Below are 22,765 nucleotides of genomic sequence, written 5' to 3'. Positions count from 1 at the left end.
GGCCCGCCTTACCTTACCGGCACAGAAACGCCGAAACCTCCACACACGGAGGCGATCTAACCTGAGCAGGAGGCATTGGATGGATCCAGTATGGCATATGGCTGTCGTACACTTAAAGTGTAATTTTCGACAAATCTGAGCACCCTAACGGTGCAAGGAGAGGGGGATTCAGTCGAGGGGGAGGTCTCTTCAATCGAAGAATTAGGGCCCTCCCTAGCACGGGCCCTTCCTCTTTCTCCACAGTACAGTGGAACGTGAGAAGCCAAGCTGGCTATTACAACCCCAGCCATTTCCTCAGTTTCCCGAACAGGGAGAGCTCTGGGCGTTCTGACTGTAATGTCGGCACAGGTTGATGAATCTCGCCGCCTGGCCTGGCAACCTGAAGGCGTACCTTAGCTTCCGCGTCTCTCTTACGCCCGGCGTTGATCGCTTCCTGAGACATGTCCCCTGCCCACTCGATACGACCCGAGCGCACCCAGTAGTGCGAGCGGCAAGGAAACGTCCAATTGCCCACAGAGGGCTTGAGAGAAACGTTTTCCCCGTCGAATGACATTTGCCAATCGGTTGGGGAAAAAGGTGTGATCACCTTGGTTCCGCAACCACAGGCGCACAGGTGAGCAGCGGTAGCGAACTCCATAGCGAGATAGAGCTCTCCTGGCTCCAGCTTACCTGGGAAGCTTTCCACAAACTGCGGTGCCAAATGCTTTACCTTCATGACTCACCCTCGCTGTTGCCCATCTCGTTGAGGTTGGTCGAGTAAGTGACGTGGCCTGCTTTACATTGATCGACATAGAAACCACAAAGCCGCTTCCACATGCCCACTGCGAGAACCGCATTGAGCGCATTCAGATCAGCGATCTGAATGTTCGAGCGATAAGCATCCTCTGCATCATTCTCGGTCAACGGCATCGTACGGGCAGCATGGTCATGGTGAGTCAGCGTTAGAGCCGTCACCCGACAGGTGCCCCAGACTTGATGAGTATCATTGACCAGATGTACTCCCATGCCCACATCAAGCAGTGACGTACAGGTTCCATTGAGTTCCCGGACGACTAGAGCTCGCGCGGGGGTGTTGTCCACACAAAGAAACACGTAATCAAATTGCCGGAGCTCACCCACGTTCTCTGCGGTGATCATCAACGGGTGTTGAGTGATCCCACGATGCATCTGGCTGTATACCTCGTAGAGATACTCCACCTTTTTCAGGCCCCGCTCCAATGTGGCGAACGGGACAGCGCCTGGGTAGCGAAACGCGTTGTGCTGCTGGAGCAGATCGCCATCGTAAAGGTGAATCTCTGCCACTGGCGTTTTCGCGACTTGATCCAGAATGTAAGCACCGGTGCCCCCCAACCCTACAATCGCAATTTTCAGCCCTTTGAAATTCTGTGTGGGCATCGCGATACCTGCGCGTGGTGACGCCGTATCCGTATAGGCGAACACAGTGTCTTCCGTCTCCGACCGGATGGGAGCGAAAGTTTTAGCAGTTACGCTTGGGTCTATTGCCTGGGCTTGGCCGGCCAGCATCGAGACGTAGATCGAGACCTTCTGGTAATAATCGGCGTAGTCACTACCTCGCAGCTTGGCCGAGAAGTAGTGGTTCACAACCAAACCCGGCAGTAGCGTATTCGGGTTGCTGTTGTTGATGATCTCTTCGAGGGGACGCCCTTGCGAACTGCAAGGGCGGTCACCAATGAAATGTGCCGTGTGGTCGCTCGGCTTGCCCGCAACATCGGCAACCAGGTTGAGCGCCATTACCAACACGCCTTTGCACACCTGACGCTCAGCGTTCACGTAGGGGATGTCCCGAACCAGGAGATAACCTTCCTTGGTGTCTAGGTTGTACCCTTCGTTGCGCAGACTCAGGAGATGAGGACTACGACTTATCAGTTGGTGTGACATTGAAGTGCATCCCCTTCTTGATACGGACGTGTTGGCCATCAACTAGGTTCGTGAGCGAGTTGCCTTCGTGGCCTTTGGCATAGGTCACGGTGAAGTGGGAATTGGGGCCTGGCTGCGCATCCGGGTAGGCCAAGTGCACTACCTCCCAGTACGACAGAGTGTGGGAGTGCACGAACACTGGCTGCGTATTGACGAAGACCTTGATGTTGATTTCAACCGCAGCAAAGTGCTCCACACCCGGACGTGCCAGGTCGAACAAGTCACGGTCTTCGATCAGCTGATCGTCATCGCCCGGTACCACCAGGAAGATGTCGTACTTCTGCGCGTCAACGCCGGCGAGTTGCTTGAGAGTACGCCCAGAGATCCGCTGAGCCCCCCAGTCCTGAGCTTGGCCATCGATGTAGAAGCGATAGGAGCGGTCGCTTTTGAAAGCTAAAAATTTCTCAATACCAGCCAGACGCAGATCTGTCGTGTCTCCCGGGCTGAGTAGATCTAGATGGCCGTTAGTGAGAAGTTGATACAGCAGGTATTCGTCGACCGGACGGAAGCCGGCCTCCTCCAGCACCTGCCGCCCGGTTGGAACGGGGTCAGTAATTACGAGAGGCCGGTACTCCAGATTTTCGTTCCCAATCTGGATTTTGTAGGGGCCATGGTCACGCACCTGGCGACCTGCGGCGAGGGCGGCGGCAACGTCTTCAATCTCTAAGTCGTTCAACTGTGTCATGGATAAATCCTCGCATTTGAACCAGATGAGCCGTTGCCTGTCCAGACAACACTATGGCTCTAAAAAACGACCCCGATGGTCGTTGCCTAGCCAGACAACAGTAGACTTCAAAAAAAACCCGCTTATCATGGATCATGAATCGCGAGCTGTTGCCTAGCTAGACAACAGCCTACTCCCGCCCCAATGGGCATTGCAATAGGTTGGAGAAAATAATGGATTTGGCCGGGTTCATCGCGAGCATGCGTGAACGAAAAGAGCTGAGTTTCCGTGACTTGGAGAAGCGCGCAGGTGATCTTGATCACGCCTACATCTGGAGGCTGGAGAAGGGAGATCGGGCGGCTCCGTCAGAGGATGTCGTCGTCCGCCTGAGCCATGCACTCGAGCTCGACGACCGAGAGAGTGACGTGTTTCGGTTACTGGCCAAGTCCGTGACGATAGAGAACGCGCTGTATCTCCTAATGCTCGAGCGCAAGGACATCCCTTGGGAAGACTTCGAGGATGTCGCCACCATGAGCTTCCGGGGCGAACGCCCAGATACCAAAGAAGCCTGGATAAAGCGGATCGAGCTCATTCAACAGATGTAGGAACGGAGATTTTCATGGACGAAACCACTGCGGTTTTATTGGCCCGCAAGCTGCTAAAAGACGCCAACGTCACAACGGCGCCAGTTGATGTTGAGGCATTGGCGCAGTCATTGGGCTTCCAAATCTCCCGGAAAGAGCTCGATGAGGGTGAGGCAGGCTTCACGCTCATACGGCGCGAGAAGAAGTACATTTGCGTAAACCAGCAGGACAGCGTAGTGAGGCAACGCTTCACAATTCTCCATGAGATTGCACACCATGTGCTCGACCAACCGTCCAAACATGAGAAGGTGCCTTCTGACGAACTAGAGCGCTTCACCGGGCGCCCTCCCGAGGAAATTCTGTGCGACATCTTTGCTGCAGAATGCTTGGTGCCATGGCAATTGATCCAACCGCTCGCGGAACAGAAGGACTTTACGCTGGAGCACCTGACCGAACTGGCTGAGCAGTTCCAGGCTTCCCGCTCCTGCATTGCCTCCAGGTTTGCCCAAGCTTCCAATGATCACTTGGCATTCGTGGTGACCGAAGACGGCATCATCAAATACTCCATCGTTTCTAAGGCACTCAAGGCATCAAGAGTATGGATCAGCAAAAACGTCGTCCTTCCTAAAAGCTCCGCTGCCGCCAAGGCATTGAAGTCGGGTGTCAGCGGGCTTCATGAAGCAGATACGGAAGGTCTGGATTGGAGTAATAGTGATGACGCTAGGCGGTTCGCCTGCTATGAGCAAGCAACTTATTACGCACCGACCAAACAGACCCAGTCCATCATCATTTTCGATGAGCTTGAACAGCGCCCGGCTTCAGCAGGCTATCGTGCCGCCGATGACAACGGTGGTTTGCTGGAGGAGCTCGATGGCTATCCTGGGTGGTCGAAGCCCCGCTACTAACCGCTACCCCGGCATCTAACAGAGGGTGAGCAGCTAGCGCTCACAAGCTCCAAACTGATATCGCAAGTATGCTTGTACAACGCGATCTGGCCTGAGCCCGGCGTTCGATAGTGAACGATGGTTCCCAGCTCATCTGGCGAGTTCTTCGGGCGTAGCGAAATGAACTGGATCATCGAGTCCGAGAAATACACCAACGCCTCGTTGAAACCGACCCGTTGTTCGATCAATCTCACCGACTAATCGCTCCTAGTTTGGCTTTTCTTGCGTCGATGAAAGAACGGGCACGTCAAAGGATATTTTTAGAGGTAGTTGGTTGTATATCATCAATAAAAGTATTTATAAATCATATGGCTAATAAGGTTTTCGACTCCTGGTGCCGCACCATATCTCGAAGCCCCGCAATGCGGGGCTTTGTGGTTTCTGCGGTTTGGAAATTAAGCACTACACTTCAGCGCACTCCGATGACGCGGTAACCTCCTATCGCCGCTCGACAGCTGCCAATTGCATCGCCCCCCCCTACCAGAAAAACACAACGCGAGTCACCAAAATATCGGACAGTTTTGTCCTTTGTGATCTGACATTTTCGACGCACATAGACCCTGCGCAAACACATAACATCGATGCGATTCAGTTTCCACATTGGATCCAATAGGACTTATCCAGCATTGAGCCTGACTGGATAATTACTACGCCGTCGGTTGTGCCCGACATTTTTTACCGTTGCTATTGATATAAGGAAATATTAAATGAATATAGCATCCAGGAATAGAATCGCGTCGAATGCAGAGCCAGCTATATCCTGTCAAACAGCACATTTAAACTGGGAAGACCTTCGTTACTTCGTGGCGTTCTCCCAAGTGAACTCCTTGAGTGGAGCGGCGCGTGTCTTGGGCGTCGAGCATGCTACCGTGTCTCGACGTATCGCGGCGCTAGAAAAATCACTCAGCGTAAAATTAGTTGATCGTAGAAAGCGCCTGTACGAACTTACAACGGTCGGGCGCAAACTCGCAGACCTGGGAAAACAGATCGAGACTCAAACGGAGGCGATTGAACGCCTGGCTGTCGCGGCCGCGCAAACCCAGCAAGTTGTCGAGGTGACGGTCAGCGCCCCGCCTTCCGTTACCTCCGAGAAACTGATACCCAGCCTGGGACGTTTCCGGTCAACGCATCCGAACATAGTTTTGCGTCTTCTAGGCGATAGCCAATATTCGTCTCTGTCCAAGTGCCAGACACATCTGTGCATTCGCTTCGCCAAGCCTCGCCAAATTGGAATTGTCGCGCGCCGGATAGGTTCGGCCTCCTTTTCATTCTATGGCGCCAAGACCTATCTGCAAGACCGTTCTCCCGAGCAATATGAGTTCATCGGCTACGAAGCCGAAGCCATGACACTTCCTCAAAATGACTGGCTAAAAAAAATTGTCGGGGATCGTCCATGCGTCCTCAAAGCGAAAACGGTCGAGCTGCAGGTCCGGGCAGCCGAGGCCGGCGTGGGCATTGCGCTGCTGCCCAGCTTCGCAGTGCAACATAGCTCACAGCTTTGCCGGCTTGAGCTTGCAGACCCGTTGATGGTGGACGTCTGGCTAGGGGTGCACGAGGACTTCCGTGCGATCCCCTCCATCCAGGCCGCCATGAATTACGTTGAGGCCTGCTTCCACGACAATGATTAAAGGCAACAAACTGATCAAGCGCCCTGTGTCAGTCGGCATTGATCCAGTATGGGAAAAAATTCACAGGCACCGGTGATTAACGCACGTTTACAAAACTATACGTATTGACGAGGATCAATACCGAACACCTCAACAGGTGTTTGCAAGACCGAACTGCAATGAGTTTCGGCTGGCTCTATATACCCAACGAAGGTCACCCCCTACAAAAAAAATAAAGGGGGGATTAACTACCTTCGGTCAAATGTGTGCCCACCTCTTAACTGCCATCAACCGCAGGAGAAATTATCATGGGGAAAGTAAAAGTTGTGGACGTCACGCTGCGTGACGGAGGATATCGCAATAATTTCAACTTCACGGACGAACAGGCCCTGGTAATAACATCAAGCTTGGCAGAGGCCGGGATTAATGTATGTGAAGTTGGTTATTGCAGGGGGTCGTTCGCGCCCAACGTTGAGCATGGACTGACAAGCAATATAAATGCTGAATTTATCGAGCGCGTTCGCCGAGCTGGCGGTGGCCGAATCGAGCTGGCGGTGATGGTCCACCCTAAAAACGTGGGTAACGAGGATTTCGCCATGCTCAAGGAGCAGGGCGTCTCGATGATCCGAGTCTGCTTACGCCGAGAGCAGTTGACCGAAGGGCTTGCCACTCTTTCACTCGCTCGCGATTACGGTTTCAGCGTTAGTGCAAATGTCACCCATGTGACGGCACAAACGCTCAGTGCCGTCATTGACACCTCGGTGCGCGCTGAGGGCGCTGGTGCAGACATCATCTGTTTCGCAGACTCTAATGGGCACATGCTCCCAAGCGATGTCGATCGACTGATCAGTCGCCTCTCCAACCGACTGGCAGTGCCATTGGGTTTCCACGCCCATAACAATCTTTCAATGGCTCTGGCTAACGCAGCCGCTGCCATCGAATCGGGCGCCGAGTACATCGACACGTCCATCTGTGGGATGGGGAAAGGGGCCGGCAACTTGCACTTGAGCATGCTCGTCGCCTATCTCGAGCGCATTGGCACTAATCATGGATTTGACCTCGTCAAGGTTCTTGAACTTTCGAACCTGACCGCAGCGTCTATCCCATTCAACAACATCCCAAGCCCTCTGCTGGACATCATTATGGGGGCGTACAACTTCCCGTTCGACAGTACAAAACGCATGCGAGAAACCGTCGAGCGCTTTCAACTGACGTCCGAGTATCGTGCTCTTGAAATCATGCATCAACAGGATCAGGTCGCACGCCTTGCACCCAGAGCCATCGCGAATGTTTACGGTCGCGACACCATGACCGCACAGGAGATAGCTGGATGAGCGACTACCTGACACGCAAGCGTATTTGTGTGCTTCCCGGTGACGGTATTGGCATCGAAGTCATGGAGGCCGCACTGCCAGTCCTTAAGGCCTTGAACCTGCCGTTCGATCTCGAGTTCGGGGACATCGGTTGGGAATGCTGGAAGCGGGAGGGCAATACCGTTCCGGATGAAACCTGGGAAAAGATCAATCAGTGCGACGCCACCTTGTTAGGCGCCATCACTAGCAAACCCCTTGCCGAAACAGAAGCAGAGCTGCCCCCTCATCTTCAGGGGCAGAACCGCCGCTATGTAAGCCCGGTGATCCAGCTAAGGCAAAACCTGGATCTTTACGCAAACGTGCGGCCGGTCACTGACATCACGGGCGAAAATCGATTCCGTTTTGTCGTCATCCGGGAAAACACTGAAGGGCTGTACGCCGGTCTGGATTATGGACGGATACCTGATCAATTCCTGCCCTTGCTGCAAGAGCGGGAAGCATTGGGCGCGCCATGGCGTCGTGAAGGGCAGGAGGACGCGACCATTTCCGTGCGCCTACAAACGCGCAGCGGGCTTGAGCGCATCTTCGAATACGCATTTGACTATGCGTCCCGGCATGGATTCGACCGGGTCACCTTCGTAGACAAACCCATGGTACTTCGTCACAGCAGCGCTTTCACTCGAGGTGTATTTGAAAGTGTCGCCCAGCGATACCCCGGCATTGAAGGCGTAATCGAGAACGTGGACGCAGTAGCGCTTTGGATGGTGCAACGCCCGGAGCGTTTCTCCGTTGTAGTGGCTGAGAATATGTTCGGCGATATCCTTTCTGATCTCGGCGCAGGCGTCATGGGTGGCCTGGGTTTCGCCCCGAGTGGGAACTTCGGAAAGCTGGGCGCATATTTCGAGCCGGTTCACGGCAGCGCTCCGGCCCATGCAGGGCTCAACAAAGCCAATCCCAGCGCGATGTTCATGACCATCGCTCTGATGCTCGAGCATCTGGGTTATCCGCAGGAAGCACAATACGTGACGGCGGCGGTCAGCCGGGTGGCGCGTTCAAGCGTGCGCACCTATGACATGGGGGGTTCGCACTCCACCGCGCAGGTTGGCGAAGCCATTATTGGAGAATGCGTTTCCATGGCCGCGCTGAACTGGGCACAACCTTGCGTTTCAAACTCACCCCAGGGAGCAACACATGCCCAAGCTCTTTGAATCGGTCCAACTCTCTCAAGCATTGCTGGACGAATGCGAACAATTGGATACCGCGTCACTGTCCGATGCCCTGGACAGCCTTGGCGTTTCTGGCGGCCTTCTGGGCATCACCACCCAAGTTCCTGGTAGTCGCTGCGTGGGCATCGCTTTTACCGTGCAGTATGAGCCGGTCGGAGATTCTCATGGGTTCAAAAATGCGGCCAATTATATTGATCAGGTCCCGCCTGGAGCCGTGATCGTCAGCTCCAATGCGGGGCGCCAAGACTGCACGGTATGGGGCGATATCATGACGCACTTCGCCGTGGCCAGAGGCATAAAAGGCACTGTAATTGATGGAGTGGCCAGGGACATCGATACCGTCGTCAAGCTGGGGTATCCCCTGTTCAGCCGCGGACGGTTCATGCAGTCCGCAAAAAACCGGACTCAGCTCAAAGCGGTGCAGGTCTCGCTTGAGATCGGTGGCGTCACCGTCAATCCTGGAGACCTGCTGGTCTGCGATGGCAGCGGCTGCCTTGTCATTGCGCAGCATATAGCGGCCGAAGTTATTCGCCGTGCGCGTGCCGTAGAACACACCGAACGCCAGATTATCGGAGCGATAACCGCGGGGGCCTCATTAGAGGAGGCTCGCAAGACCTACCGCTACGACCAGCCTTGGTTGGATGCTGCTCAGAAGGTAGAAGCGGAGTTAGCCCAATGAGCCTTTCGCATGAGCTATCCGCCAGCGCCAGGGTCTTGAGCGCGCCGTTGAAACCGCACTGCTTCACAGACAAGGGTTCAGTCACTCAAGAGTTCAAGAAAGCGATGCGTCGCCTGACCTCCACGGTCACTCTTATTGCGACTGAACATGAGGGTGCACCTTTTGGGATGGCTGCAACCGCCGTAACGTCGGTGTGTACAGACCCTTCCTCCATCCTTGTCTGCATTAATCACGGGGCAAGCATGTACAGGCCTCTGATTGGTCATGGAAGGTTTTCGGTGAACTTGCTTCGGGTTGGCCAAGAGGACTTGGTGAAGGTTTTTGGTGGCGCAGTCACCGGCCCTGCCCGGTTCGAGACAGCCGACTGGCAACACTCCAACGGCCTACCGTATCTGCCCAGTGCCCAGGCTTCTCTTTTCTGCACCGTTGCCCAACGCATGAGCCATGGAACCCACGAAATAATCATCGGTCACGTCGACGACCTTGTCGTGGCGCAAGACATCACTCCACTGCTCTGGCAGGACGGGAAACCCACAGGCTCCATACCTGTAATGCCTTGAACACTCGTTTTTCACTATTGGAAGATAATCATGAAAATGGAATTGTTTGATCCTCAATCTGTTTCGGATGACACGGCGATTTATCTCGTGAATGTGGTGCATGTTGAAGAAGGCGCGCAGGACCGTGCAGTGGAAATACTGGAGGACACGGTCAACTATGTTGCGCGAACGTACAGTGCCTTTCAGTGGAGCCGTTTGATGAAGAGCACAGACGGCAAGACGGTCATCAACCAGGCTCAGTGGAGCGATCGTGGGCAGTTCGAATCGCTTTTCATCGACGAAGAGTTTTTATCACGTTATTCGCGCTTGAAAGAAACCGGTACCTGGGAATATCACTTGTACACCGTCGCCACCTACATCACCCCTGCCACCGCCCGCGAAACTGTCGGCTAACTGCAATCGCATGCGCAGCGCTTGGCGCTGCGCAATACCCAAGCCTATTCAATATTCGATCAAGGAAGAAGTTATGGCCGCAATCCGTTCAGCATTGACAACCTTCTTGGGCATCCAGCACCCACTGGTCCTCGCACCGATGGGAGGTGCATCAGGAGGACACCTGGCAGCCGCCGTTTCAAACGCAGGGGGGCTAGGCCTGGTGGGAGCAAGCTACGGAGATCCTGACTGGATGGTTCAACAGTTGTCGCTCATGCAGGATTTGGACAAGCCCTGGGGCGTCGGGCTGGTCATGTTCACGGTGGCGAAACGTTTCGAGCTACTGCATTTGGCACTTGAGTTCGGCCCGCAGGTTGTAGCGCTGTCCTTTGGTGACGCTCGTCCATTTATCGAGCCCATTCATCAAGCGAACGCCAAAGTCATCGTGCAAGTACATGACGTTGACCAGGCGTTATACGCACTCGACGCCGGTGCCGATGCATTGATCGTGCAGGGTGCAGAAGCTGGGGGGCACAGCTTGCGCAGATCCTCCATGCCTTTGTTCCCGGCAGTTCGCGATGCCGTGGGCGAGAGCGTAATCCTGATCGGAACAGGTGGGATAGCTGATGGCCGAGGAATGGCCGCCGCCATGGCACTCGGAATGGATGAGGTAATGATGGGAACGCGATTCCTGGCCTGCGACGAAGCGCTTCCCTCTGAGCGTGTGAAAAACAGGCTGCTCCACGCCGTCGCAAGCGACACCGTCAGAACTCGCATCTTTGATGATGTGCGCGGAATATCTTGGCCCGCAGAGTACAGCGGTCGGGCGATCGCGAACCAGTTTTCCGAGTCGTGGGTTGGTAACGAGCAGGCGTTCTCGCTGGCCCTTGATGAGTTGCGGCCACAGTACGAACGGGCACTGGCAGCAGACGACGTAGGAACTAAAGCGATCTGGGCAGGCGAGGTGGCCGATCTGATCAAGGACGTACAGCCGGCACGCTCGATAGTCGAGGCCACTCTCAAGGGCTATGCCGATACGGTCGCCAAGCTGGGACGCACCCTCTAAACGGACTCACGGGGCACAATCAGCCTGCTTGTAAAAGTAGGCTTTGTTATTTCTGCAGGAGCGAAACAATGAACCAGGACGTGCAATTCAAAGTGTATGGGCAAGGAAAACAGTGCGTTTTTGTACTTTCACCCGTCATGCCCACATGGGACGAGGGCGCCTTTATCGCGCCGCTGACAGGTCATTTTCTCAGCGCAGGCTATCGGGTGGTGGTGTTTGATTCGCTCTCGATACCCGTTGCCTGCGGTGAGACGCTGAACACTTTCAGTGAGCGTTGGGCTGAGTTGCTGCAACCCTGGGGCGTACCCGACGTGCTTGTCGGTGTCGCGTTGGGCGGCGCGCTGGCGCTGGAACTGGTGCGTACCTCCTCGCTTGCGTCAACGGCAGCTTTGTTGCTGCTCTCTTCCCCAGCCAAAGCCGACGCTATATTGGATGCCAGGCTTGGAAGAATGGCGGAACTTGCACAGCTTGGCCACGTTGAAGAGGCCAAGCGTCTGCTGGATGCACTCGTCCTACCCGAAGGCAAACACCCCCAGCAAAGTCCAGAAACCCAAAACAGTGTTCATCTTGAAATACAGGGGCAGCGCCTCTCAGGTGGGTTTGGGTTGTTAGCCGGTATCGATCTCAGTCACAGTCTGCTGGCATACCAAGGAAGGGTTCTGAGCGTTTTTGGCGAGCGCTCCCAACTTGTCAACCAACCGCACGTGGTACGCACCTCTGGAACCCACCAACGCACACTGTGCATAAGAGCGGGAGGCATGCGGCCGTTGGCTGACGATCTCGATTCGGTTGTGAACGCTATCGACACTTTTCTTATACCTCGCTCGGAACACGCGGCATGAACGCGCTCAAAGACACCAGCCATTCCCCGAACTTTATCGACCTGCACTACCACGCGAACCCGGACGCGTTCGTTCGCCGCCACGGCGCAATAGATGCCGGAAAACTGTACGCAGCGGCCAACGGCCGGGTGGTATTGAAAAACCACTTGGGCTGCACTGCCGCACAGGCCTGGGAAGCGCGCTCACAGGGTTTCCCTGTCAGTGGTTCCTTGGTTTTGAATGAGATTGCAGGCGGTGTGGACTTCAGGGTGGTGGAGCGAAGCCTATGTATGCGCGGCGACGAACCGGGACGCTTCATTGTGCACTTCCCGACGGTGACAGGACGAAAGCACACCAGCACCCTCGCGCGAAATGTCAGCCATCCATTGCTGGTAAGTAAACCCATCAAGCCTCTGCGCGTCACAACAGACGCCGGGCGCTTGACGCCCCAGGCCCTGGACATACTCAAGATGGCGTGTGATTACCCCCTGGTCATTTCTACCGGCCACGCTGACGCTCGCGAGGTACGTGCCCTGGTAGATGAATCTGTTCGATTGGGCGTGCCACGCCTGATGCTCAACCAGCCGGCCAATCCATTGACTGATTTGAAGGCTGCCGAGCTTTTGGAGATCGCCACGGCTCCTAACGTATTCATTGAGCAGACCGCCCTCACCTATCTTTTAGGCTATCAACAAGAAGACGACTTTCGCGAGGTGCTATCGACCGTCCCCAATGTTGTCTACAGCTCAGATTTGGGCCAAACGAGCCAGATGGACGTCAACGACTGGCTCGAACAAAGCCAGAGGTGGTTTGATACGTTTGAGCTGGATAACGCTCGCCGCGTGCAAGTGACCCTTGCCAATCCGCAGAAAATGTTGGAGCTCTGAATGGGAGTTGGGCCCCCAGGTGCATTCGCCTGGGGGCCAGCGATCACACCATTTCCACAGCTTCGCGCGCCTCGTTGAGCACGGGCGATGCATCACTGAGGAACGGCTCGCGCAAACCTGCCGCTTCCATGAGCGGTTGAACGCCCGCTACGAAGTCCTTGATGCCTTGGTGGTAGTCCAACCAGGTGAGCGCAATGCCATCAATGCCCCAGTCTGAATATTTCTTGAAGAGCTCTACAATCTGTTCTGGCGTGCCCACTAACGGTACGCCGGCAAAACCGGCCTTGAAGTGGAAACGGAACCGAACCGCATCCTCGGGAGTGAAAATCCCGGTCTGAATGCCCAACTCGGTCGTGATGATGTCGCATCCTTCATCGTCGCCCATTTGGTTGGCGTAATAATCCAGGTACGCCTCGGCCTCTTCCTGAGTGTCTTTTTGAACAACGTAGCCATAGCACCAGATCTTGAGGTCTCTGCCGAACTCATTTTTGGCCAGATCCTTGTAGGACGCGATCTGTTCACGCACCGCCGCTTCGCCATCCAAATGCTTGATGATCAAGAACGCCGCATCACAATGTTCTGCACAAAACCTTTTTCCACGTGGGGAGCCGCCAGCGTTGATAAGGTAAGGCTTGTTGAGTGGCTGTGGCTGGGAGATCGCGTCGCAGATCGTGAAGTACTCACCTTTGAAATCAAAAGGCGTCTGCTGCTGCCAGGCGTTCTGCGCGATGTGCAACCATTCCTCAGCGTAGTCATATCGCTTGTCGTGTTCCATCATGTGACCGCTGAACATCCTCATCTCAGCGCCGTACCAGCCACACAAAATATTCAGGCCAAAGCGTCCGCCGCTGATGTGGTCAATCGTAACCGCCTGTTTGGCGGCAAACAGAGGGTGCACAGTGGGTAAGTGCGAGGTGGTGAACACTGCGATCTGATCGGTCAATGCGGCGATGCCCGCCGCCCAAGTGTAAGTTTCGTAACACACGCCACCGGTGTTGTTGGCACCACCAAAGCCTTTCCAGCGGCCTACCGGAATGAACGCTTCAAACCCTGCCCGGTCCGCGTCTTTTGCAATTTCCAGATTGCCCGCCCAGTCATCCCCGCGAATCCGCTCGGGCGCATTCGTCACCGTACAGCCGCCCTCGGTGTTCGTAGAAAATACCCCTAGTTGCATCTTGTTACGACTGACACGCATTGGATTAGGTTTTACAGGGGTGGACTTTGTCGTGCGCATGATGACCTCCCAGGTCGTCAGTAGTGGTGAACTTCTTGCTTATTTCTCGCAACAAACCAGGCGGCGAGCAGGGCACAGCTAGCGAGCAGACCCGCCAGCGTATAAGCGCCGAAGGCCAAGTCAGTTCGATCGATCAGGAAACCTGTTGCTACAGGCAGCAGACCTGCAGGGACATAGCCCCCCATATTGAGCAATGCGTTAGCCTGCGCTCGCTTGCTGTCCGATATCCTTAACGCGATTAACGTCAATCCTCCCAACTGCCCCAGCCCTTGACCCGCACCCGCTAACAAGGCGGCGATAATCAGGACGACGGGAGAGGAAATTGCTATCGCAGTGCAGATACCCAGCATCGAGAAGAAGGTCGCAGTGGCACTGAAATAGAAGATATGTTCCACAGTGCGTCGGCGCAGCGCCATCTGGACGACGAAAGCCGAGATGAACATTAGAAACGCAGTGGCTCCTGCCATCAGCGGCGTCTTGATGTTAAGCAGACTTGCCAATAGCGATGGCCCTAACGACAAGACAAATGAGGTCGCTGTAATACCAGGACCGAACAGCGCGATTCCTAACAGTATGTGAAGGCGATGATGTCGCTCGACCGAAGGGAACCTCCATTTTGCATGGCCTATTGGCTGGGCCTTATTGGCTTCGTCTGGCATCGTCCAGGCGATCAGGAAAGCGAGTGCAAGTATCCCTAGCTCCAAGGTAAACACCTTTTCGATCGGCTGACTTGCAAACGTGGCAAAGCTGCCAGCCAGCAAGGGCCCGAGACCTGCTCCCAGCACCATTGACATCGAGGCCACTAGCGAAGATAACCTTCGCCGCGGTAGACCTCCTTGATCCACCACACTTGCCATCCCCGCCGAGACAATGATCCCTACGGCAATACCTGTAAGCAGCCTTGCGAACAGCAAACTCTCCACCGATTCGGCGGACTTGAATAACCATGCAGCCGACATCGCGCAGACCAGGCCCGGCAGGAGTACCACCCTGCGCCCGTAGCGGTCAGAGACTTGCCCGGCAACCAGCAAACTGAGCAATAGCCCCAGGATATAGGCCGCGAATATTAACGTGAGGGTCGAAGATGCAAACCCGAGTTGCCCCTGCCACACGACATAGAGCGGGGTCGCGGTATTGGACAGAATAAACACCGACACCACCATCCAACCCGCCAGCCACATACGTAGCGGACTGCGTGGGACAACCATGCTTTGATTCAACAAGTCCTGAGCTGACGGCGCGTTTTGTTCAGACAAGGTTTGCTCCCTGGGCTGGAAAATGCGGCAGCACATATTCTGCTAGCTCCTGTAAGACATCTTTGGCAGGACGACGTAACGGCTTCAGGTTCAATGCGACATGTGAAACACCTTGCGCTTGTTGTCGCTCCCACAAATCAATAAGCGCATTGCGTCCGGTGCTTATGCCTCGCCCCACCTTCAACGGAGCGTCGGGATTTTCTTCCAGATTGAAGAATGTCGCATAACCATATGGCTTGAACGTTCCTGGCGCAGAACAAGACCGCCACTGCTCAATCAAATTGGGCAGGCTGCCAAAGTCACTCTGGTGCCAGAGCCATCCATCCATATTCGACGCCAACCACTTCATGTCTTGACCACAACGGCCAACGGCAAGCATCGGCATTGCCGTAGACCAGGGCTTTGGAAGCAAATCCAGGGTGCCGTCGAGCCTGCCATAGTGGCAAAACTCGTACGTGGGAAACGCCTGTTGGGTCGCTATACGCAGGACTTCGCAACCCTCCCTGAAACGCTGCGCACGATTGTCGAACTCCCGGCTGAACGCTGGGTATTCGCTGGGCCGATCACCCGTTGAGAGCCCAAGCAGAAAGCGCCCCTGCAGTAACACATCAAGGGTCGCGGCTTGCTTGGCAACCATCAAGGGATCGCGCAACGTCAACACCACGCCGGCAGTGCCGATGCAGATACGTTGAGTAACCACGCCTAAGTGAGCGGCGTACACCAGCGGATCGAACATCTGCCCCGCGTCCCCGAACTCCGGGTCCAGCAAGGGCACGTCGCGCAGCCATATCGCGGAGAAACCCGCGATGTCGGCTTGGCGCGCCAGATCAACATGATCCTGCATGGTCGGTGCCATGCGATCGGGATACCCTTCCAGCGGCGCGATCAGCCCAAACGTAAGATGGCCAGGCGCAAACACACGTGAAAACGCAGGGTGAGTTCGATTGGAATCGTCGCTCGTTTGCATCTGGCCAATCATTCGCCGTCACCCACGATCACCGGGCGGACGGCTTCCGCCGGTTGATGATCATGCGCGCTGACTCGACCCAGTGTTGCGTACACAGCAATGGCCGTCAGTACGCTACCAGCCCCAAGGATGAACAGCAGGTGCCGAAACCCTTTCGCATACTCGAGGCGCAACAGCTCCGACTGCCCTGGCAGCTGATTACCTGCGCTGTGCAGATCGCCGAGCGCTGCCCGGCTGGAGGCTCCCATAATCTGATCCACAGCAAAATGGGTAGCGGCGTCGAACAGCCCCCATTGAATGAACGTCGCCAGCAACGCACCGGCGATGGCGATCGCTATTCCGTCGGCGGACACACGAACTGCGTTGAAAATGCCAGTCGCCATTCCCGCACGTTCTTTCTCCACCACGCTGACGGCCATCCCATCCATCAACCCCCAAGGCAGGCCAATGCCGATACCGATCAGCGCCATGGGCATCACTGCATTGCTGGCACCACTATCGAGCACAACACCCAGCCAGAATAGCCCGGCAGCCACCAACACCAGCCCGACTGCCGAGAGCATCCCTGAGGTGTAGTGACGCGCGAGCTGGGCCGCTAGAAACGGTACAAACAACAACGGTGCAGCCAACGCAATCATCATTTTTCCGGTTTGCAGGGCACTGAGTCCATCGACCCCGATAAATCGCGCCGGCAGCATGATAATAAGCACGACAAAAAAGAACGCCGGGCTGGCTGCAAGAATCTGCACGCCTACGAATTTGGCTTGTTTGAACAATGAAAGGTCGAGCATCGGGCTACTGACACGACGCTCAATCGCCACGAAAATCATGAACAGAATGATCGCGCCAGCGACACAGCCCAACACGATGGGGCTGGCCCAACCATCCTCTGGCGCGAGAAGGACGCCATAGGTAAACAACGTCAATGCGGCCGTAAAGCTCAGAGCTCCCGGCCAATCCATACCGTTGTTAGCCGGATCTTTAGAGTCCGTCGCACTCACGCACACGAGCACGAAGCCCGCGATGCCTATCAATGCAGTCGCATGGAACGTCCACTTCCAACCAGCCGAGTCGACTAATACTCCCGCGGCCAGCGGGCCGAAGGCTAGCCCAATGCCGAACGTCGTACCGAGCAGACTGAATACTTTGGTGCGCTCTGCGCCGTGGAACACCTGGGCCAATGACGACATGGCGCCAGCGAACGCCGCTGCTCCGCCCAACCCCTGCACAAGGCGCAGGATGTCGATCTGCAAAACAGTCGAAGAAAAGGGAATAGCGACGGTAGACAACACGAAGATGACCAGGCCAACCAGCCATACCCGCTTGCGTCCATAGATATCCGTCAGGCTCCCCGCCGCCATCATGGCGCTGCCATAAGTGAGGATATAAGCGTTGACCACCCAACTGAGCTCTACAGCAGATCCACCCATGGCAGCACTGATGGAAGAAAGCACTACGGCTGGCCCGGTAAAGCAAAGCGGAATGAGTACGCCTGTGAGGCAAGCTGCGAAAAGCTGCAGCCACTTCAATAACGGGGGAGCCGTCTGAGCGCTGTGTGTTGAGTTCATCTGAATGGTTCCTTCATTGATATGCGCAGGTGTCGGTCCTTCGCGCACAGTTGTCTGCGGTGATCGGCCCATCCAAAGGTTAGGGCTTGCGTCTCCAAACAAAAACAGGCCTATAATCCGAACATATCGGACTCTGGTGTCCGCAGTGAGGGCCATCCGTTGGAGTCGCTTGGCAGCATTTCATTATTTGTATTGGTGGCTGAAACTCGAAGCTTTACCGAGGCAGGGAAACGATTGGGCATCTCTTCGTCGGGTGTCGGTAAAAGTATTGGTCGGCTGGAAGACAGGCTCGGGGTACGTCTTTTCCAGCGCAACACGCGAAGCATCGCCCTGACGCTGGAAGGCTCACTGTTTCTTGAACGCTGTCGACGAATACTTTCAGAGCTTGAAGCTGCAGAAATGGAGCTGAGCAACGCGCGTGAAAAACCGAGGGGCAAATTGCGAATCAGCCTGCCTCTCGTCAGCGGCCTCGTCATGCCGGCAATCATTCAGTTCATGCGCACCTACCCGGAAATAGAACTCGACATCGACTTTTCTGATCGCATGGTCGACGTTATCGAGGAAGGTTTTGACGCCGTGTTACGCACAGGCGAGCCCACTGACTCGCGGCTGATCTCTAAACGGCTGGGGGGCTTCCAGCTGCAGATTGTGGCGTCTGCAGCCTATCTCGCAGCGTATGGGGTACCCAAACGCCCAGCGGATCTGGCCATGCATTCATGCCTGCTGCACAAGTTTCCTTCGACGGGAAAAGTGGAACCTTGGCCTTTACGCGTTGCGGCTGGAGAGCCGGATTTCGAGCTGCCTCAAACAATGGTGTGCAACACGACTGAAGTGATTGTCGATGTGGCTCGTTCAGGTTTGGGCGTTGCCTGCCTGCCTGATTTCATGACGACCCAATCCATCAAGAACGGCGAATTGGTGCAAGTGCTGACGGACTATACGGTTCATACCGGAGTCTTTCGGCTTGTATGGCCTTCCAGCAAACACCTTTCACTGAGGCTGCGAGTCTTCATAGACTTTATGCACAGTCAGCTATTTAACAGCGCCGTGAACGAATAATAAGCGGGTGGCGTATGTGCACCTCCAGGTCGCCCGCTTAGCCGGCGAGCAATAAAAAACCCCGAACCAGTCGGGGTTTTTTATTGCCTGGCATCAGGCACGACATTCGATCAATTAGAAAACGTTGATCGGGTAGTCGGCGAACAGACGGATTTCGTTACCGCCTACGTTGTACTCGCTGGCGTTGTTGGAAACGCGCAACCACGAGGCGCGCGCACGCAGGCTCAGGTCTTTGGCTGGGCCGCTCTGTACCACGTACTTGAACTGGTTCCAGATTTCACGCTCGGTGCCATCGCCACGGTTGGTGCCGTCGTCGATGTTGGTACCGCGCACGTAGGCAATGTTGTAGGTCAGGCCCGGTACGCCGAAGGTGGCGAAGTCGATGCCGTAACCTGCTTGCCAGGAGCGCTCGTCCTTGCCGTTGAAGTCGGACCAGTAGGAGTTGGCCAGCAAGATGGTATTGCCGCCGTCGCCGATGCCGCCAGCGTTGCGGTAGCCGCCGTACAGGTAGCCGGTGTCACCGGTGCTACGCTGGTGAGCGATGGTGAAGCTGTGCGGGCCAACGGCCCAGGTAGCGCCCAGGCTCCAGATTTTGTTGTCGCGAGCGTCCGCGTCTTTTTGGTTTTCCAAGGCGAAGCTGCGATCCAGCTTGGTCTTGTAGCCATTGAAGTCAAACGTCAGCGACTGCTGCTGCGGCAAGGCCAGCACGTAGTTGACGTTGACGTATTGCTTCTTCAACACGTCCTGCATGTCGGAGGCATACAGCGCGGCCGATAGGCTTTCGGTGAATTTGTAGCTACCACCGATATAATCGATGCTTTTCAGGCGGCCGCTGTCGGTGCCTTCCATGCTCTTGCGCGCTTCTTTGGTGAAATGACCCGCGTCCAGTTGCAGACCGGCGATCTCTTTAGAGACGATCGAAGTACCGGTGTAGGTTTCCGACAACAGGCGAGAGTTGTCGTACTGCAGCACAGGCACAGCCGGGAACTGATCACCGTACTTGAGTACAGTGTTGGAAACGCGGAACTTCACGGCAGCGCCGCCTTTGGCCAGGTCGTGTGGTGCCGAGCCTGGGTTTGGCTTGCCGTTGTCATCAACAGTGCCGTTGCCCTGCTTGAAGAAGTCGATACCGCCGGCGCCAGCGCGACCTTTACCACCGTCCAGGCGGATAGCGTATTGGCCAATCACATCCACACCCACACCTACAGTGCCTTGGGTGAAGCCGGACTCGAACTTGCCGATGAAGCCTTGGCCCCATTCAGCTTTGTCCTGCTTGCCGTTTTTGTAGTCACGGCTGATGTAGGCGTTACGTGCTGCGATGTTCAGGTGGCTGTCTTCAACGAAACCCTTGGATTGCTCCTGGTCGTTTGCCATTGCTGTCGATGCGCTCAAAATCCCCAGAGCGATCAGACTCATCCGTTGCTTCAACATTTTCTTATATTCCTTATTACGGGTTGAGTACGCGCTGTGACACCAGGCTCCTATTGCTTTTTCTGGTGTCGACTTTGCCGGCAAAAAGAAGGCCCGCGGACGACTGAACTGCCGCGGGCCTTTTTTTATTGGATTAGTCATGGTGGTGAGCCACAGGCGTTGGGCGCAATCCTATGCGGGCGTTGAACTATGTGTCAATTTCGTGAATCGTCTGTATTTAGGCGATATTCGTCTAAGCGGCGCGATGAAGCCCGGGGATGAAAGCCTGAAAAGCGCCTTGAATCCCCCTCGAAACACATTAAGTAACAAATCCGACAGGGTAGGCATCAGGGAATAGATAACGCGCGCAAATGCAAAGCATTACCATTCGCGCACAATTTTCCTGCCACATCATTTGGATACACTCCCATGCCTGCCCCTCGCCTGACGCCCCTCTCCCTTGGGCTCTCTGTTCTGCTGTCTGCCGGTTTTGCCGGTGCGGCCACGGTCTTGCCCGAAACCTCGATCAGTGTGGAAGCAGACGAAGACGACCCCCGGGTCAAGGAAACCAGCACCGCCACACGCACCGCGACGGCCGTTCGCTATGTGCCCCAGGCGATCGACTCAGTCAAAACCGAAAGCCTGCGTTCCTATGGCACCAACGACCTGGGCCAGGCCTTGAGCGGTATCCCCAACGTCAGCAGCGGCGCCGATACACGCTTCGACAGCCTGCGCATACGCGGCTTCGACGCCAGCAATGACTTCTATCTGGACGGTATTCGCGACGACAGCCAGTACGTGCGCGACCTGCATAACATCGAGCGTATCGAAGTGCTCAAGGGGCCGGCCGCCGTGCTTTACGGGCGAGGCGGCCAGGGCGGGATCGTCAACCGGGTGAGCAAAATGCCCACCCCAGGGCAAAAGTCCAGTATCGAAGCCCAAGGCGGCAGCAACGATTTGCGCAGCCTGTATGCCGACCTGAGCACCGACCCCACCGACAACATCAGCCTGCGCCTGAACATGGGCAACCAGGACAACAACAGCTTTCGCGATGGCGTCAGCGGCAACCGCCAGTTGTTCGCGCCGTCGATGAGCTGGCAGCTCACTCCAGCGCTGAACTGGCTGGTGCAATACGAATACAGCCGCTACAACCGCACCCCAGACCGTGGCATTCCGGGCGTCAACGGGCGCCCGGCGGATGTGAGCCGCAGCACCACTTACTTTGATCACGGCGATTACATTGACGATAAGTCTCAGTCCCTGCGCTCCAAACTCGCCTACGAGCTCAACGCCGACTGGCAACTGCGCCACACCCTCGGCGTGTTCAAGCTCGACAGTGATTTCGACAATACCTACCAGACCGGCTATGAGCCGAAAACCAACACCGTCACCCGCCAACACTGGCAGCAGGACCTGACCACCCGCAACGTGTTCAACAACCTGGAGCTGGAAGGCGGTTTCGACACCTTTGGCCTGGAACACCGCCTGCTCACTGGTATCGAGCTGGGCAGCCAGCGCCGCGATCCGAAGCTGTACTCCGCTCGGGATGGCAAGACAGTGCCGAGCCTGGACCTCAACCAACCCAATCGCCGCCTGAGCCACACCGGGAGCATGCGACTGTCGAGCTACAACCACACTGAAGTCGAAAGCAGCGCGCTGTACGTGCAGGATCAACTGCGCCTGAACGAACAATGGCAACTTTTGGGCGGGCTGCGTTATGACCGCTTTGAAGTGGACACCACCAGCAAGGTACTCAACACCCAGGAGAACGTGAAGAGCCACAGCACCAGCCCGCGCGTCGGCGTGGTGTGGACGCCGCTGGCGCATCATTCGTTCTATGCCTCGTGGAGCAAGACCTTCTCGCCAGCCGGCGGCGGCCTGATCGGCATCACGCCGAACGCCGCCGGGAGCGTCAACGACCTGAGCCCGGAGCTGACCAAGCAAAAGGAAATCGGCGTGAAGAGCGACTGGTTCGACGAGCGCCTGAGCACCACCCTGGCCGTGTACGAGTTGGAACTCTACAACCGCCGCACCAGCGACCCGCTGGACCGTACCGTTACCCTGCTTACTGGCGAACAACGCTCACGCGGCGTGGAGCTGACCGCCACCGGCAAGATCGTCGATAACTGGTATGTGCGCGGCGGCGTGGGCCTGCAGGACGCCAAGGTCGAGAAAGACAACAATGGCTTTGAAGGCAAACGGATCAGCGATGTGGCCAAGCGCAACGCCAGCCTGTTTATCACCTGGAAACCAGAGATGGGCTGGTACGCAGAAACCGGTTTGACCCTGGTGGGTGATCGTTATGCCGACAACCTCAACACTGTGGTGTTGCCGGGTTATGGCCGCTGGGACGCGCTGGCCGGGTTCCGTCAGAAAGAATGGGACGTGCGGGCAGCACTGAACAATATCGCCGACAAAAACTACTACGCCTCGGCGACCAGTGCGGCGCAGATTCAACCGGGTGAGCCGCGAAGTCTGGTGGTTACTGGCACCTACAGCTTCTAACGCCCGTTAGGCGTAAATCACTGTGTAGGAGCGAGCTTGCTCGCGAAAAACGTCAACGATAACGCGTGTTTCCTGACTCAACGCGGCGCCTAGAAGTTTTTCGCG

General features: G+C 55.9%; 22 protein-coding genes. 14 read left to right on the top strand and 8 right to left on the bottom strand.

The window, feature by feature from the left end:
• Positions 1-274 precede the first annotated feature (274 nt).
• Genes A7K61_RS00265 through A7K61_RS00255 form a run of 3 tightly spaced genes read right to left on the bottom strand, consistent with a single transcriptional unit; the run spans position 275 to position 2,623 of the window.
• Positions 275-715 carry a DUF6527 family protein gene (locus A7K61_RS00265; protein WP_069556686.1) on the bottom strand — a complete coding sequence of 147 codons (441 nt, stop codon included), beginning with the start codon at positions 713-715 and terminating at the stop codon, positions 275-277.
• The gene (locus A7K61_RS00260) at positions 712-1,899 is read right to left on the bottom strand and encodes a ThiF family adenylyltransferase (RefSeq protein WP_069556685.1); all 1,188 of its coding nucleotides are present in this window, start codon (positions 1,897-1,899) and stop codon (positions 712-714) included. The genes A7K61_RS00265 and A7K61_RS00260 overlap by 4 nt, the downstream gene beginning before the upstream one ends.
• Entirely contained in the window at positions 1,874-2,623 is a 750-nt protein-coding gene (locus tag A7K61_RS00255) for a multiubiquitin domain-containing protein (RefSeq protein WP_069556684.1), read from the bottom strand. The genes A7K61_RS00260 and A7K61_RS00255 overlap by 26 nt, the downstream gene beginning before the upstream one ends.
• Before the next feature lie 212 nt (positions 2,624-2,835).
• Here A7K61_RS00255 and A7K61_RS00250 point away from each other — a divergent pair, with 212 nt between their 5' ends.
• The 12 genes from A7K61_RS00250 to A7K61_RS00200 all read left to right on the top strand — a co-directional run bounded on the left by A7K61_RS00250 (position 2,836) and on the right by A7K61_RS00200 (position 12,661).
• Entirely contained in the window at positions 2,836-3,207 is a 372-nt protein-coding gene (locus tag A7K61_RS00250) for a helix-turn-helix transcriptional regulator (RefSeq protein ID WP_069556683.1), read from the top strand.
• A gap of 14 nt (positions 3,208-3,221) precedes the next feature.
• Positions 3,222-4,091: an ImmA/IrrE family metallo-endopeptidase gene (locus A7K61_RS00245; RefSeq protein ID WP_069556682.1), complete on the top strand. Its 870-nt coding sequence runs from the start codon at positions 3,222-3,224 to the stop codon at positions 4,089-4,091.
• 117 nt (positions 4,092-4,208) lie between these two features.
• Positions 4,209-4,331, top strand: coding sequence for a hypothetical protein (locus A7K61_RS33400; protein ID WP_256557685.1), 123 nt, complete (start codon positions 4,209-4,211; stop codon positions 4,329-4,331).
• 506 nt (positions 4,332-4,837) lie between these two features.
• Entirely contained in the window at positions 4,838-5,758 is a 921-nt protein-coding gene (locus A7K61_RS00240) for a LysR family transcriptional regulator (protein WP_102047764.1), read from the top strand.
• 287 nt (positions 5,759-6,045) lie between these two features.
• Positions 6,046-7,071: a nucleoid-structuring protein H-NS gene (locus A7K61_RS00235; RefSeq protein ID WP_044270588.1), complete on the top strand. Its 1,026-nt coding sequence runs from the start codon at positions 6,046-6,048 to the stop codon at positions 7,069-7,071.
• Positions 7,068-8,258: an isocitrate/isopropylmalate dehydrogenase family protein gene (locus tag A7K61_RS00230; protein WP_069556681.1), complete on the top strand. Its 1,191-nt coding sequence runs from the start codon at positions 7,068-7,070 to the stop codon at positions 8,256-8,258. The genes A7K61_RS00235 and A7K61_RS00230 overlap by 4 nt, the downstream gene beginning before the upstream one ends.
• On the top strand, positions 8,242-8,955 hold the full coding sequence (locus A7K61_RS00225) for an RraA family protein (protein ID WP_069556680.1): 714 nt from the start codon (positions 8,242-8,244) through the stop codon (positions 8,953-8,955). The genes A7K61_RS00230 and A7K61_RS00225 overlap by 17 nt, the downstream gene beginning before the upstream one ends.
• Complete coding sequence (locus A7K61_RS00220) at positions 8,952-9,515, top strand: flavin reductase family protein (protein ID WP_003187740.1); 564 nt, start codon at positions 8,952-8,954, stop codon at positions 9,513-9,515. The genes A7K61_RS00225 and A7K61_RS00220 overlap by 4 nt, the downstream gene beginning before the upstream one ends.
• Positions 9,516-9,545: 30 nt before the next feature.
• The gene (locus tag A7K61_RS00215) at positions 9,546-9,908 is read left to right on the top strand and encodes an antibiotic biosynthesis monooxygenase (RefSeq protein ID WP_069556679.1); all 363 of its coding nucleotides are present in this window, start codon (positions 9,546-9,548) and stop codon (positions 9,906-9,908) included.
• A 73-nt stretch (positions 9,909-9,981) separates the two neighbouring features.
• Complete coding sequence (locus A7K61_RS00210) at positions 9,982-10,953, top strand: nitronate monooxygenase family protein (protein WP_069556678.1); 972 nt, start codon at positions 9,982-9,984, stop codon at positions 10,951-10,953.
• 68 nt (positions 10,954-11,021) lie between these two features.
• Positions 11,022-11,795, top strand: a complete 774-nt coding sequence (locus A7K61_RS00205; protein ID WP_044270581.1) for a hypothetical protein — start codon at positions 11,022-11,024, stop codon at positions 11,793-11,795.
• Positions 11,792-12,661, top strand: coding sequence for a DUF6282 family protein (locus A7K61_RS00200; RefSeq protein WP_044270579.1), 870 nt, complete (start codon positions 11,792-11,794; stop codon positions 12,659-12,661). The genes A7K61_RS00205 and A7K61_RS00200 overlap by 4 nt, the downstream gene beginning before the upstream one ends.
• Positions 12,662-12,704: 43 nt before the next feature.
• Here the strand turns inward: A7K61_RS00200 and A7K61_RS00195 are convergent, their stop codons facing one another.
• Genes A7K61_RS00195 through A7K61_RS00180 form a run of 4 tightly spaced genes read right to left on the bottom strand, consistent with a single transcriptional unit; the run spans position 12,705 to position 17,686 of the window.
• Positions 12,705-13,895, bottom strand: a complete 1,191-nt coding sequence (locus A7K61_RS00195; protein ID WP_003187734.1) for an LLM class flavin-dependent oxidoreductase — start codon at positions 13,893-13,895, stop codon at positions 12,705-12,707.
• A 17-nt stretch (positions 13,896-13,912) separates the two neighbouring features.
• Complete coding sequence (locus A7K61_RS00190; protein ID WP_228391160.1) at positions 13,913-15,151, bottom strand: MFS transporter; 1,239 nt, start codon at positions 15,149-15,151, stop codon at positions 13,913-13,915.
• Complete coding sequence (locus tag A7K61_RS00185) at positions 15,144-16,130, bottom strand: LLM class oxidoreductase (RefSeq protein ID WP_044270574.1); 987 nt, start codon at positions 16,128-16,130, stop codon at positions 15,144-15,146. The genes A7K61_RS00190 and A7K61_RS00185 overlap by 8 nt, the downstream gene beginning before the upstream one ends.
• Positions 16,127-17,686 (bottom strand): MFS transporter, encoded by a 1,560-nt coding sequence (locus tag A7K61_RS00180; protein ID WP_044270572.1) that lies wholly within the window; start codon positions 17,684-17,686, stop codon positions 16,127-16,129. Before A7K61_RS00180 ends, A7K61_RS00185 begins: the two co-directional genes overlap by 4 nt.
• Before the next feature lie 159 nt (positions 17,687-17,845).
• On the opposite strand from A7K61_RS00180, the gene A7K61_RS00175 reads away from it, so the two are divergent.
• Positions 17,846-18,745: a LysR substrate-binding domain-containing protein gene (locus A7K61_RS00175; protein WP_047712358.1), complete on the top strand. Its 900-nt coding sequence runs from the start codon at positions 17,846-17,848 to the stop codon at positions 18,743-18,745.
• A 114-nt stretch (positions 18,746-18,859) separates the two neighbouring features.
• Here A7K61_RS00175 and A7K61_RS00170 read toward each other — a convergent pair whose 3' ends face one another.
• Positions 18,860-20,176: an OprD family porin gene (locus A7K61_RS00170; protein ID WP_044270569.1), complete on the bottom strand. Its 1,317-nt coding sequence runs from the start codon at positions 20,174-20,176 to the stop codon at positions 18,860-18,862.
• Between the two features lie 408 nt (positions 20,177-20,584).
• On the opposite strand from A7K61_RS00170, the gene A7K61_RS00165 reads away from it, so the two are divergent.
• Positions 20,585-22,660, top strand: a complete 2,076-nt coding sequence (locus A7K61_RS00165; protein WP_069556677.1) for a TonB-dependent siderophore receptor — start codon at positions 20,585-20,587, stop codon at positions 22,658-22,660.
• Positions 22,661-22,765: the final 105 nt, after the last annotated feature.

Source organism: Pseudomonas sp. AP42, from assembly GCF_001728935.1.
Taxonomy (GTDB): domain Bacteria; phylum Pseudomonadota; class Gammaproteobacteria; order Pseudomonadales; family Pseudomonadaceae; genus Aquipseudomonas; species Aquipseudomonas lactis.
The sequence above is the reverse complement of the archived record's forward strand: the minus strand, read 5'-3'. Positions and strand labels throughout refer to the sequence as shown.